18 protein-coding genes are annotated in these 18,311 nt (G+C 31.7%); all 18 read right to left on the bottom strand.

The features are described 5' to 3' along the window. Positions 1-45 precede the first annotated feature (45 nt). The 18 genes from HUE88_RS03065 to HUE88_RS02980 are packed head-to-tail and all read right to left on the bottom strand — an operon-like array spanning position 46 to position 18,307. Positions 46-1,110 (bottom strand): glycosyltransferase family protein, encoded by a 1,065-nt coding sequence (locus tag HUE88_RS03065; protein WP_194370954.1) that lies wholly within the window; start codon positions 1,108-1,110, stop codon positions 46-48. Then, on the bottom strand, positions 1,110-1,871 hold the full coding sequence (locus tag HUE88_RS03060) for an AglZ/HisF2 family acetamidino modification protein (protein WP_194370952.1): 762 nt from the start codon (positions 1,869-1,871) through the stop codon (positions 1,110-1,112). Before HUE88_RS03060 ends, HUE88_RS03065 begins: the two co-directional genes overlap by 1 nt. A gap of 2 nt (positions 1,872-1,873) precedes the next feature. After that, a complete protein-coding gene (hisH, locus tag HUE88_RS03055; protein WP_194370950.1) occupies positions 1,874-2,491 on the bottom strand; it encodes an imidazole glycerol phosphate synthase subunit HisH in 618 nt (205 codons plus the stop codon). Beyond that, positions 2,488-3,660: an N-acetyl sugar amidotransferase gene (locus HUE88_RS03050; protein WP_194370948.1), complete on the bottom strand. Its 1,173-nt coding sequence runs from the start codon at positions 3,658-3,660 to the stop codon at positions 2,488-2,490. The genes hisH and HUE88_RS03050 overlap by 4 nt, the downstream gene beginning before the upstream one ends. A 5-nt stretch (positions 3,661-3,665) precedes the next feature. After that, positions 3,666-4,247, bottom strand: a complete 582-nt coding sequence (locus tag HUE88_RS03045) for an acyltransferase (RefSeq protein ID WP_194370938.1) — start codon at positions 4,245-4,247, stop codon at positions 3,666-3,668. Then, the gene (locus tag HUE88_RS03040; RefSeq protein WP_194370936.1) at positions 4,244-5,323 is read right to left on the bottom strand and encodes a DegT/DnrJ/EryC1/StrS family aminotransferase; all 1,080 of its coding nucleotides are present in this window, start codon (positions 5,321-5,323) and stop codon (positions 4,244-4,246) included. Before HUE88_RS03040 ends, HUE88_RS03045 begins: the two co-directional genes overlap by 4 nt. Then, positions 5,323-6,279, bottom strand: coding sequence for an NAD-dependent epimerase/dehydratase family protein (locus HUE88_RS03035; protein WP_194370934.1), 957 nt, complete (start codon positions 6,277-6,279; stop codon positions 5,323-5,325). The genes HUE88_RS03040 and HUE88_RS03035 overlap by 1 nt, the downstream gene beginning before the upstream one ends. Beyond that, positions 6,279-7,232: a Gfo/Idh/MocA family protein gene (locus tag HUE88_RS03030; protein WP_194370932.1), complete on the bottom strand. Its 954-nt coding sequence runs from the start codon at positions 7,230-7,232 to the stop codon at positions 6,279-6,281. Before HUE88_RS03030 ends, HUE88_RS03035 begins: the two co-directional genes overlap by 1 nt. Then, on the bottom strand, positions 7,225-7,731 hold the full coding sequence (locus tag HUE88_RS03025; RefSeq protein ID WP_194370930.1) for an acyltransferase: 507 nt from the start codon (positions 7,729-7,731) through the stop codon (positions 7,225-7,227). The genes HUE88_RS03030 and HUE88_RS03025 overlap by 8 nt, the downstream gene beginning before the upstream one ends. Then, a complete protein-coding gene (locus tag HUE88_RS03020) occupies positions 7,724-8,809 on the bottom strand; it encodes a DegT/DnrJ/EryC1/StrS family aminotransferase (RefSeq protein WP_194370928.1) in 1,086 nt (361 codons plus the stop codon). Before HUE88_RS03020 ends, HUE88_RS03025 begins: the two co-directional genes overlap by 8 nt. Continuing rightward, positions 8,806-10,083, bottom strand: a complete 1,278-nt coding sequence (locus HUE88_RS03015; RefSeq protein ID WP_194370926.1) for an oligosaccharide flippase family protein — start codon at positions 10,081-10,083, stop codon at positions 8,806-8,808. The genes HUE88_RS03020 and HUE88_RS03015 overlap by 4 nt, the downstream gene beginning before the upstream one ends. Next, positions 10,080-11,156: a glycosyltransferase family protein gene (locus tag HUE88_RS03010; RefSeq protein WP_194370924.1), complete on the bottom strand. Its 1,077-nt coding sequence runs from the start codon at positions 11,154-11,156 to the stop codon at positions 10,080-10,082. The genes HUE88_RS03015 and HUE88_RS03010 overlap by 4 nt, the downstream gene beginning before the upstream one ends. Beyond that, positions 11,153-11,404, bottom strand: coding sequence for a hypothetical protein (locus tag HUE88_RS03005; RefSeq protein ID WP_194370922.1), 252 nt, complete (start codon positions 11,402-11,404; stop codon positions 11,153-11,155). The genes HUE88_RS03010 and HUE88_RS03005 overlap by 4 nt, the downstream gene beginning before the upstream one ends. Next, positions 11,401-13,533, bottom strand: coding sequence for a bi-domain-containing oxidoreductase (locus tag HUE88_RS03000; protein WP_194370921.1), 2,133 nt, complete (start codon positions 13,531-13,533; stop codon positions 11,401-11,403). Before HUE88_RS03000 ends, HUE88_RS03005 begins: the two co-directional genes overlap by 4 nt. Further along, positions 13,530-14,726, bottom strand: a complete 1,197-nt coding sequence (wecC, locus tag HUE88_RS02995; RefSeq protein WP_194370919.1) for a UDP-N-acetyl-D-mannosamine dehydrogenase — start codon at positions 14,724-14,726, stop codon at positions 13,530-13,532. The genes HUE88_RS03000 and wecC overlap by 4 nt, the downstream gene beginning before the upstream one ends. After that, positions 14,727-15,863, bottom strand: coding sequence for a non-hydrolyzing UDP-N-acetylglucosamine 2-epimerase (gene wecB / locus HUE88_RS02990; RefSeq protein ID WP_194370917.1), 1,137 nt, complete (start codon positions 15,861-15,863; stop codon positions 14,727-14,729). 3 nt (positions 15,864-15,866) lie between these two features. After that, the gene (locus tag HUE88_RS02985) at positions 15,867-16,931 is read right to left on the bottom strand and encodes an NAD-dependent epimerase (RefSeq protein ID WP_194370915.1); all 1,065 of its coding nucleotides are present in this window, start codon (positions 16,929-16,931) and stop codon (positions 15,867-15,869) included. After that, a complete protein-coding gene (locus tag HUE88_RS02980; RefSeq protein ID WP_194370914.1) occupies positions 16,928-18,307 on the bottom strand; it encodes an RNA-binding domain-containing protein in 1,380 nt (459 codons plus the stop codon). Before HUE88_RS02980 ends, HUE88_RS02985 begins: the two co-directional genes overlap by 4 nt. Positions 18,308-18,311: the final 4 nt, after the last annotated feature.

Here is an 18,311-nt window from a genome sequence, read left to right as displayed (position 1 = left end):
TATCAACCCTATAAATATTGATGCATGAGTTTATAGACTTAACTTTCAAATCTTAGCTCCTAGTTCTCTATAAAGCTTTATCATATCATCAACTACAACATCAACATCATGATAATTTTCTACATATTCACGACTTTTTTTACCTATCTCATATCTTTTGTCAGGATTTATTATTAAATCTTTTAAATTATTGTATATGGTATCTGGATTAGTATTTACAAAAGGTAGTTCAGATGGAAATTTATCCACTAAATCTTCTCTAATAAAAGTCATTGTTGGTTTTCCAGAAGCTAAAGCTTCCATCGCAGTTACACCATAACTTCCAACTCTAAGTTCGTCTACATATACATCACATTTTGAGATCTCATCTCTTACTTGTTCTTGTGTTAAGTTTGGTTCTAAAAATTTAAATTCAAACTCTAAACCTTCCTTTTCAAGCTTTGTAAATGCATTTTTTATATGAACAGTTCCTTTTACAAACTGATGCGTAGGTATATGTAAAAATACAGGTTTTTTATTATTTACATCTGGATATATACATTTAATAGTATCAAAACTCATCGGAGCTCTAAATGTATAAATTTCTTCAAAATATGGTCTTGAATAAGTTGCCATCTCTGGATCAGTAGCTATTTTTACTCCATTTTCAGACAATCGCTTTAGCATAGCTCTTATTCTTTTATCTTTTAGTGGCTCTTCGTATCTGTAAAAATATGGGTTTAAATTAGCAGCTTCACTTATAATCCTAGCATCACCACCACCCCAACTTTTTACCATTGGAATTTTAAATAATTTGAATACATAAGTATCTAAATCTCTTGGTAAAATAGAACCTCCATGATAGTGGATTACACTTCCTTTTTTCATAACTTCAAAAACAAATAAAAAACTTTTCAATAGCTTTTTAATCTTTGAATCATTTATGTTATAAATTACCTTATCATAAGGAAGTTGCCTATTTGATTTTTTATCTTTTCTACTTTTCGTTACACCACCAGCATCATTATTTGATGGTAATACATTTATAGAGTCATATCCTTTATCTCTAAAGCCTTTTGCTAAAGTATAAGGCCATCCTGCAAGACTCCCAAAATGATATATTGTTTTCATTATTTAAGTGCCTCTTCCAACTTTTTCCTATCAGGAAAGTTTACAAGCACACCCATCCCTTTTTTCTGATATACAACCATACTACCAACTGCACATGCTGAAGCATTTGCTTGTTTTACAACTTCACCTATATGTTCTATTTGACCACATCCGCCATTTGCTATAACTGGCACTTGAACATTTTCTGTTACACTTTTGATGAGCTCGATATCATATCCATCCCAGCTTCCTTCTTTATCTATAGAAGTAATAAGCAGTTCACCGACTCCAGCATTCTCAAGCTGTTTTGCCCAATCAACTATCTCAACATTTTGTTTTTTCTTTCCATGATGAGAGTAAATTTTCTGACTACCAAAAAAACTTTTTTTAATATCTATAGAGCCAACAACACTTTGATTTCCAAAGTATTTAGCTATCTCTTCAATCAATTTTAAGTTATCAAAAGCATTTGAATTAATCACAACCTTTTCAAATCCAATTTCAAAAATTCTCTTAGCATCTTCTAAACTTGTTATATTTCCACCATAACTAAGTGGCATAAAACACTCATTTGCTATATCTTGAAGTATTTTAAAATTAATACTTCTATTCTCTTTTGACGCAAAAATATCCAGAAACATTAGCTCATCTACTTCAAGTTCATTAAATATTCTAACCGTATTTACTGGATCACCTACATAGTTATATTCTTTAAATTTCACTGTTTTTACAAGACTTTCATTTTTAAGCAGCAAGCATGGGATTATTCTAGTTCTTAGCATCATTATATCCTTGCAAAGTTTTCAAAAAGTTTCATACCAAACTTATGACTTTTTTCAGGGTGAAACTGCGCACCCATGATATTGTCTTTTTGTATAGCACTATCAAATTTTATACCATAGTCTGTTGTTAAAATGGAGTTCTTTACATCTGCAACTTTTACATAATACGAATGTACAAAATAAAATCTTGTCTCATCAAATTCTTCAAATCCAGCAGTTAATAAACTTTCATTTGATTTATTTACTATATTCCACCCCATATGTGGAACTCTATATTTTTTATCTATTCTACCTTTAAAACTCACCGTTTTTGCAGGTATCCATCCTAGTCCACTCAATGTACCTTCTTCGCTTAAGTTTGTCAAAAGTTGCATCCCGAGACAAATACCTAACACTGGAACTTGTTCTTTTATGGCTTTTTCATTTAACACTTCTTTTAAATCACTCTCATTTATCTTTTTCATAGCAGTATCAAATGAGCCAACACCTGGTAATAGTATCTTTGAAGCATTTTTTATTTTATCTACATCACTTTCAATTGTTGCTTCTACTCCTATGTATTTAAACATATTTTTTATAGAGCCTAAATTTCCCATACCATAATCTATTATTGTTATCATTTTTGAGTATCCTTATTCATTGGGAAACAATATTTAAGATAAAAACTCATAGGTACTAGGTTTGCTTGTGCCAAAACTTTAAAAAGTGGTCTAAGTAATTCAAATCTCTTTTTGTAAGTTGGGTACTCCGTCCAAGACTTTGGTTTTCTTTTCATTATAGTTTCATACTCTTCATCACTAAGTTCAAGTCTTTTTTTAAAATACTCCACCAAATCTTTTTCTATATGAGGGGGTTCGTTATACTCTTTCCAAGCTTCTTCTCTATTCATCTTCCCATTTCGTACAAGAGCAGCCAGAGTATTGTTTCTTAAGTCCATATTGAATTTTTGTGGTAAGTATATACTATGTGCATAAGATGTAATTCTATTTTCTAAATGATGCCCGCCGTAATATATCCAATCATACTCTTTTTCTAAAAAAGCTCTTGCTTCTTCTTTACTATAGTCTATATACCAAAATGGTCTTATTTTTTGAATTCTTGCAAAAATAGTCCAAAATAAAAATCGAGTTAATGTCATAAGGGGGTATGTTTTCATAGGTAATCTACCAAACATTTTATGAATTGATTGTATAAATTTACCGTCAAAATAATTACTACCCATTGGTGTAATTCCTTCTGCAATAAATGAATGTCCTTCAAGTACATATTTCACTTTATATTCCCAAGCAGCTCTATACATTACCTCGGCAAGTGCTAAATCTGTGGCTGCATCTAATCCTGCTACATCAGCATAAAAAAAAGATCTAAATATATCATCTGATTCTTTATTGTCGATTACATGTGTATAAAGGTCAATATCAAGCGCGGTTAAAACCTTTCGTATATTTTCTGTGGCAATGGCACTATTCCAAGTATTGTCATAATGAACTGCAAGTGGTCTAAGTCCCCATTTTTTTGTGAGATATAGCATATAAGATGAATCTGTACCACCGCTTACACCTATGATACAATCGTATTTTTTGCCCTTACCATCTTTTTTTATCTGCTCAATTATTTTTGCAAACTTTTCATTGCCTTTTTCTGAACCAGTTCCATAATCTTCTTTTAATTTTTCAAGCTGATGACAGTAATTACAAACACCATTGCTATCAAATTTAATAGAAGGAACTCTTTCATCGTAAATACACCGTGAACATATTTTAAGTTTTGTTTTAATATTTTTAGACATTTTTCTCAGATTCCTAAATTTCGTTTTATCAATTCTAAATCATTTTGCATTTCTTTAATAATTAAATCTTTCTTTTGGACTTCATTTCTTAAATCAAAAAATGTTTTATAAGGCTGGTAGATAGTTTTATCTGGTAAATCTTCATATACCACACTCATTGGAGATATTACACACTTATCGTGTATACTTACACCTGGCATAATGACAGAAGGACCACCAATAAAGCAGTTTTTGCCAATAGTTGTCTTTTTTCTAATAATGCCTTTTTTATTTTCCTTCGTGTTTATTCCCATTATTGCAGATTTATAACTATCATGACTCCAAATATAAACACCCAACCCTATTTGAGTATTGTCCCCAATTTCTAATCCACCAGATGCATCTAAGATAGCATTCTCACCTATCCAAACATTTTTTCCAATTTTTAAATTTTCAGGTGAAATAATTTTTGCGCCCTCTCTCATTCTACAATTTTCTGGTAATCCAAACAATCTTGCTCTTTCGACATCTGTCATTGTAGAACTTGCAAAATATTTTAAAATTTGCTCTCGTAAAGCAGGGGGAGTTTCTAAATCAAATAAATTCATTTATAATCTTTAACTTTATCTAAAATATACTCAATGTCAACACCATCATAACAAGGAAATGTAATGGTATTTTCTTCTAAAAACTTCGCATCTGGTTGTACGCTATTATATTTGTTTTTATAGTATGTTGTACCACTTAGGCAGTATGTTCCTATAGTAGTCTCGACACCATTTTCTTTTAAGTATTTCACTAAATCATCACGAGATGTATTTACTGGAACTTTAAAGACTAATGACTGAACATTATAAACAATATCATCAGATACTTTTTGTACTTGAAATCCTAATGGCTCAAGTGATTTTATATATTCATCTCTTATGATATTTCTTGAACTAACTATATCATCTAGCTTTTTGAGTTGTTTTATGCCCATCACACATTGAAGTTCTGGAACTCTGTAGTTATATCCATAATCCACAAAATCAAATTTGCCATTTTCTACTTTTGCACCATGATTTAACTTAATATCAAAAAAATCAACAAATTTATCATCATTAAATGTTATAGCTCCACCTTCACCAGTTGTAAGAAGTTTTCTTGGATGGAAACTAAAACATGTTATGTCTGCTATATTTCCACATCTAACGCCAAACTCACTACTACCAATAGCACATGCGCCATCTTCGATGAGCGGAATATTATGCTTTTGACAAATCTTTTTAATCTCGTGTATTCCAATAGGGCTTCCTAAAGCATCTACAAAAATTACGGCTTTTGTTTTTGATGTGATTTTACTTTCTAGTTGTTCTGGTAACATATTAAAAGTATCAAGCGATACATCTGCGAAGATAGGAATAGCACCTAAATCTTCAACAACATTTGCAGTCGCTGGAAATGAAAAATCAGACACAATCACTTCATCACCAGCTTTAATATCCAGTGCTTTTAATGACATAGTAAGTGCTGTGGTAGCTGATGTTGTTAAATAAGCATGTTTAGCACCTGTGTAAGATTTAATTTCTTCACGAAATGCTTCTACAAATTTGCCTTTAGTAAACCAACCACTTTCAAAAATCTCTTTAAATTCATCTTGAACTTCTTCAAATGTGATATACGGTTTTATTAGTTTTATCATTATATATTTTCCTGATACCATTTAATTGTTTTTGTAAGTCCATCTTCAAATGAAGTAAGCTGATAGTCTATCATCGATTTTACTTTTTCATTACTTGCATTGTGCGTCTCTACATCTGCGCCACGAGCTGGTTTATTTAAAACTTCACCTTTATAGTCCATAATCTTTACTATCTTTGAGATTATGTCTTTCATAGAAAACTGACCATCCGTTGAGATATTTACACTATCGCCTTTTTCCATCTTTGAATAAAGCTTGATGATAGCATCAACTGTGTCTAGTACATATATAAAATCTCTACTTTGTAGTCCTGTTCCATGTATCTCGGGATTGATATCGTTTAGTATTCTAAAAGCTGTAATAGGTATGATCCCCGCCATGTAACCTTTATGGTTTTGTCTTGGTCCGTAGTTATTAAATGGTCTTACTACAAATGCATCCAAATCAAACATATTTACCCAACTATTTATGGCTATATCTGCTGCTGCTTTACCTGCTGCATAAGTTGTAGTTGGGTTGATAGGATGTTTTTCATCCATAGGTTCATATACAGCCGTACCATAAACTTCAGATGTAGAAAAATGAACCAATGTTTTAAAATCACCTTTTCTTTGGTGTTCAAGTATATTTAATACACCGTTTACATTTGTATCAAATGCATTTTTAGGATTTACAAAAGAGTAATTTAGTGCTTTAGTTGCACAATTAAAAACGATGTCAATATTATGCTTTTCAAAAATATAATCTAATGAACTTGTGATTTCAATATCATCTTTGTAAAGTATTGCACCTTTTGAGATAGCATCTTTTAGATTATCTTCACTACCTAAAAACATATTATCTATAACTATAACTTCTTTTGCACCTTCTATTATAAGTCTATCTACAAGATGACTACCTATAAATCCTGCTCCACCTGTAACTAAAATGATACTATTTTTTATATTTTGTCGCATTATTTAGCTTCCATTATTTGTCTTTGTATTTCACTTGCTACTTCAATAGCTAAAAGTCCATCATCTTCATTTGGAACTTTTACAGTTTCGCCTTGACAAATTTTTACAAAATCCATAAGCTCCAAAAGTAATCCTTCTTGAGGTCTTACATCTACTGTTTCAGATTTTGAAGAGATAGATACATTATCAAGATATTGTTCTATTGATTGTTTATTTACAAATACCTCTTTACTAAGTAAGTTACAATCAATATACATATCGTCACATGTAGCACTGATGTGTCTTATTCTTTTTTCTGTAATTCTACTTGCTACTACATTTGAAAAACTTCCATTTTCGTGAGTTATAATAGCTCGTGCATATTCAGCCATTCCATCTTTGACATACCCATGTGCTTGAACTTTTTTAGGTTTTCCATTTATACTAAGAGCTAAATCTATATCATGTATCATAAGGTCAATAATAACATCTACATCAGTAATACGACTACTTACTTTATTTGTTCTTGAAAAATCTATATTTATAATATGATTGCTATTTTTTATTACTCTTTCAAGTGCTACTACTGCTGAATTATATCTTTCTATAAAACCTACTTGAATATTCAAATTTAAATCTTTCGCAAGTTTTACAATTTCTTTACTAGATTCAAGTGTGTCAGTAAGTGGTTTTTCTACAAAGATATTTTTTACATATTTTGAAACTTGTTTTATATAATCTGTATGTGTAAATGTAGGTGTTACTATAATAACACCATCAATTTTTTGTAAATCTTCATCTAAGTTTTGACTTGATTTTACACCAAATTGAGCCGATAATTTTTCACATGTATCTTTATCAAAATCGTATATAAATCCAATTTCTACTTCTTTCATCATTAGTAAATTTCGAAGATGATTTTGTCCCATTTTACCAACTCCGAGAAGTCCTATTTTAATTATTTTATTATTCATTTGGCTTTCCTACTATCTTATTCCCCATTTTGTCTACATACCGATAATGCTTTGCAGGATTTCCCATCACTAAACTATATGGCGCAACATCTTTAGTAACTACACTTCCCGCTGCTACCATACAATATTCTCCCAATGTAATTCCACATACTATAGTAGAATTTGCTCCTATACTTACGCCTTTTTTAACAAAAGTTGGCGTTATTTCCCATTCTGAATCAAAAGCCCTAGGAACTTTATCGTTAGTAAAACATGCATTTGGTCCTACAAATACATCATCTTCTATAGTAACTCCATGATAAACTGATACACTATTTTGAATTTTACAGTTGTTTCCAATTTTTACATGTGTATCTATGTATGTATCTTTTGATATAATGCAATTAGTTCCTATCTCACTTTTTTCTCTTATTTGAGAGTTTATCCAAATTTTTGTACCTTCACCTATTTTAGCATCAGATGAAACATTAGATGTTGGATGTATATATATGTTATTCATTTATTGCCTCTATAATAAAATCTTGTTCTTCTTTTGTTAAAAAGGCAGACATGGGAAGTGCCATAATATCTAATGAAACTTTTTCAGTTATGGGGAAATCACCATTTTTATAACCCAAATATTGAAAGACTTCTTGTAAATGTAAAGGAATAGGATAATAAACACCTGTTGGTACGCCTTTGTCAGCACATTTTTTTAACATGCCGTCTCTATCTTTTACTCTGATACAATATTGAGCCCATACTGATAAATTTTCTTCCTCAATAAAAGGAATTAATATGTCCTTTAAATTTTCATTATATTTCTTTGCTACTTTTTGTCTTGCTGATATTTCTTTATCAAAATATTTTAATTTAACATTTAAAACACCTGCTTGTATCGCATCAAGTCTTCCATTTATACCTACATAACTATGTACATATCTTTGTGTTTGTCCATGATTTAGTATTATTCTCATTTTAGACGCAAGTTCATCATCATTTGTAAAAATTGCACCACCATCTCCATAACATCCTAGTGGTTTTGCAGGGAAAAATGAAGTTGTTCCAATATCAGATAAATTACAAGATTTTTTTCCTTTATAAGTAGCACCAAAACTTTGAGCTGCATCTTCTATTACTTTTAGATTATGTTTTTTTGCAATAGCATTTATCGTATCCATATCTGCAATTTGTCCAAAAAGAGATACAGGCATAATTGCTTTTGTTTTAGGAGTAATTACTGCTTCAATTTTAGATGTGTCTATATTGTAAGTTTTTTCATCAATATCAACAAACACTGGTGTAGCACCAACAAAAGCAATCATTTCTGCAGTTGCTATAAATGTAAATGGTGTTGTAATAACTTCATCGCCTGCTTTTATATCTAATGCCATCAATGCCAAAAGTAAAGCATCTGTCCCACTGCTACAAGCTATTGCATGTTTACAACCTACAAAATTTGCTAAGTTTTCTTCAAGTTTTACAACTTTTGGACCCATAATATATCCTGAAGTATCAAGCACTTCGTGCATCTCTTTGTCTATCTCTACTTTATACTTTTGATATTGACCTTGCAGGTCTATAAAATTTATCTTCATACTGTTTTTTCCTTTTTGTTAAAATTTAAATTTGTCCATATAAATGGGATGTAATAATACTTTTGTCCTATAAAATAGTATACTAAAAAATATACCAAACTGCTAAAAGCTGTAGCATACGCAGCACCTAAAATACCGTAATTTGGAATAAGAATGGTATTCACCCCCAAGTTTAATGTAAATGCAAAAATATTGATATATAAGATATAGTTTGTCTTTTTTGCGATAAATATGCCTGGTACAAAATTTATCACTCCAGAAAAAATAATAGAAATAGCTAGCCAAGGAATAGCACTATGTGCATCTATATAATTTTCATTTGCAAAAAGTAAAATAATCTCTTTTGAAAATATAAATAAAAATCCAACAAAAAATACACCAAATAGTATAAAATAATGAAAAAGTTTAGCTATTGAAATTGGAGTATCACCATTTTTGTAGTTATTATAAATGAGAGGGGTGAGTGCTGTTTGTATCCCTACTGTTAAAAGTGTGGTAACTGATGCAAATCTAAATGCTATACCATAAAGGCCAACATCTTCCATGGAAAGATAGCTATTTATCATAACTCTATCAACATAAAGCATCGCATACACAATCAGTGTGGAAAATATGAGTGGCATTGAAAACTTTACAAGTTCTTTGAGCTTATCAAAATTTAAAATAAAACCATAATACTCTTTCGAGTACAAATAAGACAAAAATATACCGACCATTGCTGCTACAATCTGAGCTATAAAAACGGAAGAGATGCCGCCATCAAAAAACTTGAGCATCACATAAGTGAGTATCGCTGTAATCAAACTATAAACAAAACTAACAATGACATTTTGTTTAGACTTTAATTGCCATTTTAACTGACTACTAAAAAAATAATAAATAAAATTAAATCCAAATGATAAAAATGCTACAAATAAAATATCTTTGTATTCTAATGTATTAAAAGCAAATGATGATATTTGAGCCATAAAAGGAAGTGATAAAAATAAAAATAAAAAATAAAAAATAGTGATACTCCAAAGAGCAGTAGATACCACTATTTTTTTATCCTGTTCAGAGTCAGCTTCTGGGAAAAATCTAGCAACTGCTTGATGTATTTCTAATCCTATAATAATAGATAAAATTGAACCAGTAACAATAAGTAAATCTATAACACCATACTCTCCAGTAGAGAAGTATGCCGTATAGATAGGTATCATTATAAATCCAATACCTTTGGTAAGTAGATTTGCTAAAGTATATAAGAAGCTGTCTGATAAGATTTTTTTAATCAAAAATTTACTCCCATTTCTGTATAAAATTTTAGTAACTCATTGTAAATTGCATCATTCGAGTGATATTTCACTGCATATTCTCTACTCGCAATAGAAATTTCTTCTATTTTTTCTTTATTGTCTAGCAACCATTTAATATTATCATATACATTATCTGGATTTGAATTTACAAAAGGTAATTCTTTAGGAAATCTGCTTATGAGATCTTCTCTAATAAAAGTTAATGTCGGCTTGCCTAATCCAATTGCTTCAACAGCGGTCATTCCATATGAACCACATCTTAATTCATCTAAATAAATGTCGCACTCAAATATTTTTTGCTTCATCTCAATTTGAGATAATTCTGGTTTCAAAAGTTCAAAATCAAATAAATAGCCTTCATTTTTCAATTTTTCTAACGCTTCAACAAAGTACTGAGTCCCTTTCAAATTTTCTCTGGTAGGAATATGCAAGAATTTAATGTCTTTTTTATTTTTACTAAATAAAAAAACATTTTCTTTATTTAAATAATATGAGCATGGTTGCTTATTAATAAATATGTTCTTAAAATAAGGCTCACAATACAAAGCAAGTTCTGGGTCAGTTGCCACATAGTCTACATAATTTGATATTCTTTTTATTAGTTTTATTTTTTTTAAATCATAATCTAAATTATTTTCTAAATAAAAATACGGATTATTTTTTCTAGCTATTGAAATGACTCTAATATCAGTTCCACCCCAAGTTATAATCATTGGAATGCGAAATATCTTAAATATAAATAAATCAATATTCATTGGCAAAAGACTATTGCCATAAAAATGTATTAATTTTGCTTTTGGAATTATTTTAAGTATGCAAAAAAACACTTTTAAAATTTTAATAATTTTATTATCTTCTGTATTGTATATAGATTTATTTGTGGGTAGATTTCTTTTTGAGACTTTTCCTTCTTCTCCAAGATTGTCAAATATATATGGTGCGATGCTAATGCTTTTAACTCCGTGTTCGTTTAATATAGTTGAATTAAAATAAGGGATTCCTGCCAAATATCCAAAGTGATAAATAGTATCTTTTTTAAATATGTATTTCATTTATAAAGCTCTCCATGTATATATTTTTTATAAAAACCCGTATGATAATAAGCGATATCAACCATCTCTTTTAACTTTTTGAATTGATACGCTTTTACTTCCTCAAGAGATTTTTTTTCACTTTCTTTAAGTAATGTAGTAAACTCATAAAAATATTTATCAAGTTTTCTCTTATCGTATGGAATAAAAGAATATATCTTTCTGGCGATATTTTCTAAATACTTGTTATTTTTGATGAGTTTTTTCATATAATCAATGTAGTCTCAGTAGTTTGTATCATATCCCACAGCTCTATTGGCCATTCTTTTTTGTTACCTTTGATAGTCTCATAAAGTACTTCTAACTCTTCTAATTGACCTTTTTGGCTTATCTCATCTTTGATTTCAGCAACTTTTACACTACATCCTGTAAGTGTTTCATAGTCATCCATAAGGATACTTTTTCCATCAAAATGTACTTCCATAAACTCTTTTGCTAACTCCTTGCTTCCATTTGCAAAGTACTCTATACTTGCTACTGAGCCATCAGCATACTTTAGAGTGATAGATTTATTGTCACTACTGCTGTAGTTGTCTGTTTTTGGAGTGAGTGACTCTACAGAGATACTCTCTATCTTACTATTTGTAAGACTTGTCATAAGGTCTATGATATGACAAGCTTCACCTACCATTCGTCCACCATCTTCATGCACCCAGTGGTCAAGTGGGATAAACCCTGCATTCATGCGGTATCTTATCATCATAGGATTGATTCGTTTGTCTGTATGCTTTTTGATTTCAGTAGTATATTTGCTAAATCTTCTGTTAAATCCTGTAAAAAGTACAGGTTTGTTTGGTGTGTCGCTTTCATAAAAAGCTTTGATACTATCTAAGTCTTCTTGATTTGTAGCGAGTGGTTTTTCTACAAATACATTTTTCCCAGCTTGTAAAGCTCTAAGTGATAACTCTGCATGACTGTCATGTCTTGTAGATATAAGCACCAAATCCACATCTTTGTCATTTAGTATATCTTCATAATTTGTCGTTGCATAGTTTGCTTTATATTGCTCTGCTACTGCTTTTGCTTTGTGACCAGTTCTGTTCATCACTGCATGAAGTTTGTATTTATTTGATAATTTTGCGATGTTTGGTAAGTGCATACCTGTAGCAAATCCACCTGCACCTATAAGTGCTACATTGATGATATTTTTTTGAAGTGGATTGTTGTTTAACACTACTTTTCTATCATGATTGAGATAATTTTCAAGTTGTGCCAAATCTGCCATACCATAATCAAGTAATACCATAAGAGGTTTAGCTCCAGGAGCTTGAAGTGATTCAAAAGCTTCTGTTACTTTTTCTATTGTATAGTTTGCATCGATAAGTTTATCAAGCTTTATAGCTCCTGTATGCACAAGTCGTAGATATTCTGTCATATTTCTATTTTCAGTCCATCTTACATAGCTATATGGATAATCAAGACCTTTCTCTTCATAGTTTTTATCATATCTTCCTGGACCATAAGAGGTAGAGATAAGGAAGTCAAGCTCTTTAGCATACATATCTTCTCTTTTTATCTCCATACCTACAACGCCAACTAAGATAACTTTTCCTTTTTTCTTACACATATGAAAACTTTGAGAAAGTGGCTCACTACTTCCAGTTGCTGCTGTAAAAAGAACTGCATCAGCACCGTGTCCATCACTCCAGTTTGTGATAGTCTGGACCACATCATCTCTTGATGGATTTATGATAAGTTCCGCTCCATACTCTTTTGCAATCTCAAGTCGTCTATCATCAAAGTCAGTTACAGCTACTCTCACACCTGAAAGTCTTAGCATCTGCACCGCAAGAAGACCTAGTATCCCAGCACCTACAACTACACACATCTCTCCAAGTTTCATATCACTTCGACGAACACCTTGCATAGCTATACCACCAAGTGTTACAGTTGAAGAATCTTCAAAACTCATACCTTTTGGAATTTTCATTACAAGATTCTGTGGTACATCTACATACTCCGCATGGTTTGCAAGACCAGCTCCAGCAGCTGCAACACTATCTCCAACTTTCAAGTTAGTTACACCTTCTCCTACTGCAATTACAACTCCACTTATTGAGTATCCTGTAGGACTGCCGCTGTCAAGCTTATCTTTAACTATTGCATAAGTTTTTGATATACCATCAGATTTAACCATATCTATAACTTTTTTCACATTCGCTGGTTGTTCTAATGCTCTTTTTATAAGTGATTTACCACTACCTTGTACACCACTCATCTCAGTACCAGCCGAAATACAGCTATTTACTACTTTTATAAGTAGTGAGCCTTTTGATACATTTGGAGCGGAAATTTCTTCACCTAAAACTTTACCTTTTTTTACTATTGCTTGAATCATTTATTTAATACTCCACAAAAATCTAAATTCGTATCTACTGTTACCCTTTTAAACTCTTTATGAGCAACTAAAAAAGTTACTATGTCAGCTATTTCTAACGCTTTTTTATACTGCACTATCTCAAACTCTTCATGGTTTTGTATATTTGGTTCTACTGCTAGCACATCCACACCATCTTCTTTTAATTTTCTGACTATATAAAGTGCTGGAGATTCTCTGAGGTCATCTATATCAGGTTTAAAAGCTAGTCCCATACAAGCTACTTTCGCTTTTCTTCCTTTTTCAGCTTCAAACTTTAGGGCTACATTTTTAATCTTTTCTATTGCCCATTCTGTTTTGTAGTTATTTACTTCTCTAGCTGTTCGTATCATCTTTGCTGCTTCTCCGCCAGCATGCACGATAAACCATGGATCAACTGCTATACAATGCCCACCTACTCCAGCACCTGGGCTAAGGATGTTTACTCTTGGATGTCTGTTTGCTAAAGCAATAAGCTCCCAAACATTTATAGCAAATTTATCACAAAGCATACTAAGCTCATTTGCAAAGGCTATGTTTGTATCTCTAAAAGAGTTTTCAGTTAGTTTTGCCATTTCAGCTGTTTTTGCATCTGTTTCTAGGACTTCACCCTCTACAAACTCTCTGTAAAATTCTGCAGTTAGTTTTGTAGCTTCTGGTGTAGTTCCGCCAACTATGCGGTCATTTTCTACAAGCTCTCGCATTATATGACCTGGCAATACTCTTTCTGGACAATGAGCTACATAAAGTTTAGAAGTATCTATGCCATTTTCTTTTAATACTTCTTCAATTTTGTCTGTAGTTCCAACAGGAGAGGTAGACTCTAAGATTACCATATTTCCATCTTGCAGATAAGGTGCTATTGATTTTGTAGCAGATAGTACATAGTCGATATTTGGTACATATCCATCATGAAAAGGTGTTGGCACAGCTATCACAAAGATATCTGCATGTGTAGGTTTCGTATCAGCTTTTAATTTTCCGCTATTTACTGCTGCATGCACAAAAGTATCTAGTTCAGGTTCAACTATATGAATCTTTCCTTGATTAATAGTATCTACAGTACTTTGAACCACATCTACGCCATGCACCTCATACCCTCTATTTGCAAGTAATGCAGAAGTTGGCAAGCCAATATAACCTAAGCCTACTACACATATTTTCTTTTTATTCATTTAGTTGAGTTTCCTTATAAAATTGATAATTTTTTCACAAGCCTTGCCATCGCCATAAGGGTTATGTGCTTTACTCATTTTTTCATACTCTTGCTTGTCATCCAGCAACTTTTGAGCCTCTTTTATAATTATTTCTGTATTTGTACCCACAAGCTTCACCGTTCCAGCTTCTAGCGCTTCTGGCCTCTCTGTTGTATCTCTCATTACAAGGACAGGCTTACCTAAACTAGGAGCTTCTTCTTGTACTCCACCGCTGTCCGTAATTATACAGTAAGACTTACTCATAAGATATAAAAAGGTTTCATATTGGAGTGGTTCAATAAGGTGTACATTTGACACTCGTGAGAGTAACTCTTTTACCGGTTTTTGAACATTTGGATTTAAATGTACTGGGTAAACTATATCAATATCTGGATTATTAAGTGCAAGAGTTTTTAGAGCTTGACAAATATTGATAAAACCTTGTCCAAAATTTTCTCTTCTATGTCCAGTTACTAAAATAAGTTTTTTAGTATCATCTATTTTATACTGAGTATTTATGGATTCTATTATATTATTTTTTAACTCAAAATTATTTTCTATCTTATCAAGCGCTAAAAAAAGTGCGTCAATAACAGTATTTCCCGTTACTAAAATATCTGCTTCATTTTTATTTTCTCTCAACAAATTATCTCTAGAAGTAGTTGTTGGAGCAAAATGATATCTAGCTAATACCCCTGTTATTTGTCTATTTGCTTCTTCTGGCCAAGGACTGTAGATATCATGAGTTCTCAGACCTGCTTCCACATGCCCAACTTTTATCTTCTGATAAAATGCAGCTAATGAAGTTGCGCTTGTTGTTGTGGTATCACCATGTACTAAAACAACATCAGGTTGAAAATCACTCAGTACATCTTTCATACCCAAAAGAACATTCGATGTGATATCGTATAAATCTTGTCCTTGCTTCATAAGATTTAAATCATAATCAGGAACTATCTCAAACATATCAAGAACTTGATCAAGCATCTCTCTATGTTGTGCCGTTACACACACTTTTGTTTCAAAGTCACTGACATGTTTTTGAAACTCTTTTACAAGCGGAGCCATTTTTATAGCTTCTGGTCTAGTACCAAAGACTAATAGTATTTTTTTCATTAATTATATATTTCCATTCATATAAAACTCTTTATACCACTTAACAAACTTACCAATCCCATCAGCTAAATCTGTATTAGGTTTGTAACCAAAATCATCTATAAGTCCACTTACATCTGCATAAGTTGATACTACATCACCATCTTGCATAGGCATAAAGTTTTTTTCTGCTTTTTTGCCAAGTGAGTTCTCTAGTGTTTCTATAAACTCCATAAGGCTTAGTGGTGCATTGTTGCCTATGTTGTAAATATTATAGTTTTTTGCTGGGTTATCAATCACTTTTATGATTCCATCTACTATGTCATCTACGTAAGTAAAGTCACGGCTCATTTCTCCGTTGTTAAATACTTTAATAGGTTTATTGTTTAAAATAGCATCCGTAAAAAGCATAGGTGCCATGTCTGGTCTGCCCCATGGTCCATAAACAGTAAAAAATCTTAGTCCTGTAGTTTGGATGTCATAAAGATGAGAATAAGTGTGTGCCATTAGCTCATTTGATTTTTTAGTAGCTGCATATAACGATATTGGTGTATCTGTCATATCTGTTGTTTTAAATGGCTGTGACTTGTTGAGTCCATATACAGATGAGCTACTTGCATATGCTAAATTTTTTACATTGTAGTTTCTGCACGCTTCAAGTATATTTAAAAAGCCTACTACATTACTTTGTATATAGGCATGTGGGTTTTCTATGGAGTATCTTACACCTGCTTGTGCGGCTAGATTACAAACTGCGTCGAATTTTTCTGTTTCAAATAATTTGTTTATTGTTTCGCTCTCTTCTAGATTTGCTTTTATGAATTTATGGTTTTTGTATTTTGAGCTTTGGATTAAGTTGTTATTAGATTCCGTGTCAAGCACGGAATGACGACTTTCTTCTACGGAATTACAACTTTCTTCTACTAAATGACGAGATATTCCGAGTTCAGCCAATCTTGCATATTTTAGATTTACATCATAGTAATCATTTATATTGTCAAGTCCAACTACTTCATCACCTCTCTCAAGAAGTTTTTTCGCAAGATGAAAGCCGATAAAACCTGCTGTTCCTGTTACAAGTATCTTCATTTTTGTTCTCCATCATTGATTTGCCAAGATCCATCTTTTCTGCCGCCAACTCTAGATAGCAGACCTTCTTTTTGTAATTTTGACAGATGTTGTTTTATCGCATTTGAAGAGACTCCTATTTGTATGGCCATATCTTCTCTTGTCATTTTATTGTCAGTTTGTAACAAATCTATTATTTGCTCTCTTGTAGTCTTTTGGGTAGTCTTTTGGGTAGTCTTTTGGGTAGTCTTTTGGGTAGTCTTTTGCTCTGCATAGCTTAATGTCACCAAATAGCCATTCCCCATCTCTTCATACTCTAGCTTCATAGTAGGATAAGATGATATTTCATCTCTGATTCGTATATAGCCACTTCCATATTTTTCTATATCATTTGTAAGATAAAAAGCTTCTGCCATGAGCTTATTTCTTGTTTGTGATTGATAATTATTAGTCGCTAACTTCTCTATAGTCATATCTCCATAGAGTTTACCAGGATTAAAAAAAGTGATAGAGTTATCAAATATTTTGATTTGTATATCTATAGGACTTGTATAATCTCGATGCACTATGGCATTGAGTACTAGTTCTCTAAGGGCATTTTTAGGGTACTCAAATATTTCGGTTCGTTCTATCTCCCCTGTAAACTCAAAAGCAACTTTGATATGAGAAAGAAGATAATACATAGTCTCTTCCACTGCTTCAAAAAGTGTAAGTCGTAGCATCTTATCATCAAGTATCATAGAAGGTGTTTTAAATCTTCCTATATGTATGTTATACAAATTTTGCTCTTTAGCAAAAAGTAATTTTGCTGCATTAGTTGGTTTATTCCCTTTTAGAAGATTAAGTTTTTGAAGGCTCTCAAACATATCGCCACTGAGTCTAAATCTACCACTTGCATTTACTTTTGTTAAGAATTTTTCAATTTTAGCCATGTCTAAATCTTCAAAATATGTATCGTTTGCTTCATACGAATCCCATGAGAGTTGAAGTGATTGGATGTGCATATTTGATATTTCTGTTAAATTCATTTGATGATTGCTATTTTGAACCCTTTTAAAATATTTACCTTTAAAACTTAATGGCTTGATAGGAAATTCATCAACTTGTATCATTAAAATAGTTTTATTATCAATAGTGATTTGTTCTATATCTACTATCAAAGATGGCTCAGTGGAGTTTTTTACCTGATTTATGTAGTTTTGTATCGTTTCATTTCCAATATCCACTCCACAAATAACTCCACTATCTTTTACCCCAATAAGTAACTTTCCACCTTTGGTATTTGAAAATGCTGTGATTGTCTCTATGGCTTCTTTGTCAAATGATTGCTTAAACTCTATATTGAGTCCTTCTCCATCAGCTATAGTTGATTTTAAATCATCAAGTGAATGTATCATCTAG

This window comes from Candidatus Sulfurimonas baltica, from assembly GCF_015265455.1.
Lineage (GTDB): Bacteria > Campylobacterota > Campylobacteria > Campylobacterales > Sulfurimonadaceae > Sulfurimonas > Sulfurimonas baltica.
The sequence above is the reverse complement of the archived record's forward strand: the minus strand, read 5'-3'. Positions and strand labels throughout refer to the sequence as shown.

Excerpts from the sequence above, each read along its gene's own strand:
- HUE88_RS03065 (WP_194370954.1), bottom strand. The coding sequence starts at position 1,110 with ATGAAAACAATATATCATTTTGGGAGTCTTGCAGGATGGCCTTATACT.
- HUE88_RS03060 (WP_194370952.1), bottom strand. The coding sequence starts at position 1,871 with ATGCTAAGAACTAGAATAATCCCATGCTTGCTGCTTAAAAATGAAAGT.
- hisH (WP_194370950.1), bottom strand. The coding sequence starts at position 2,491 with ATGATAACAATAATAGATTATGGTATGGGAAATTTAGGCTCTATAAAA.
- HUE88_RS03050 (WP_194370948.1), bottom strand. The coding sequence starts at position 3,660 with ATGTCTAAAAATATTAAAACAAAACTTAAAATATGTTCACGGTGTATT.
- HUE88_RS03045 (WP_194370938.1), bottom strand. The coding sequence starts at position 4,247 with ATGAATTTATTTGATTTAGAAACTCCCCCTGCTTTACGAGAGCAAATT.
- HUE88_RS03040 (WP_194370936.1), bottom strand. The coding sequence starts at position 5,323 with ATGATAAAACTAATAAAACCGTATATCACATTTGAAGAAGTTCAAGAT.
- HUE88_RS03035 (WP_194370934.1), bottom strand. The coding sequence starts at position 6,279 with ATGCGACAAAATATAAAAAATAGTATCATTTTAGTTACAGGTGGAGCA.
- HUE88_RS03030 (WP_194370932.1), bottom strand. The coding sequence starts at position 7,232 with ATGAATAATAAAATAATTAAAATAGGACTTCTCGGAGTTGGTAAAATG.
- HUE88_RS03025 (WP_194370930.1), bottom strand. The coding sequence starts at position 7,731 with ATGAATAACATATATATACATCCAACATCTAATGTTTCATCTGATGCT.
- HUE88_RS03020 (WP_194370928.1), bottom strand. The coding sequence starts at position 8,809 with ATGAAGATAAATTTTATAGACCTGCAAGGTCAATATCAAAAGTATAAA.
- HUE88_RS03010 (WP_194370924.1), bottom strand. The coding sequence starts at position 11,156 with ATGAAATACATATTTAAAAAAGATACTATTTATCACTTTGGATATTTG.
- HUE88_RS03005 (WP_194370922.1), bottom strand. The coding sequence starts at position 11,404 with ATGAAAAAACTCATCAAAAATAACAAGTATTTAGAAAATATCGCCAGA.
- HUE88_RS03000 (WP_194370921.1), bottom strand. The coding sequence starts at position 13,533 with ATGATTCAAGCAATAGTAAAAAAAGGTAAAGTTTTAGGTGAAGAAATT.
- wecC (WP_194370919.1), bottom strand. The coding sequence starts at position 14,726 with ATGAATAAAAAGAAAATATGTGTAGTAGGCTTAGGTTATATTGGCTTG.
- wecB (WP_194370917.1), bottom strand. The coding sequence starts at position 15,863 with ATGAAAAAAATACTATTAGTCTTTGGTACTAGACCAGAAGCTATAAAA.
- HUE88_RS02985 (WP_194370915.1), bottom strand. The coding sequence starts at position 16,931 with ATGAAGATACTTGTAACAGGAACAGCAGGTTTTATCGGCTTTCATCTT.
- HUE88_RS02980 (WP_194370914.1), bottom strand. The coding sequence starts at position 18,307 with ATGATACATTCACTTGATGATTTAAAATCAACTATAGCTGATGGAGAA.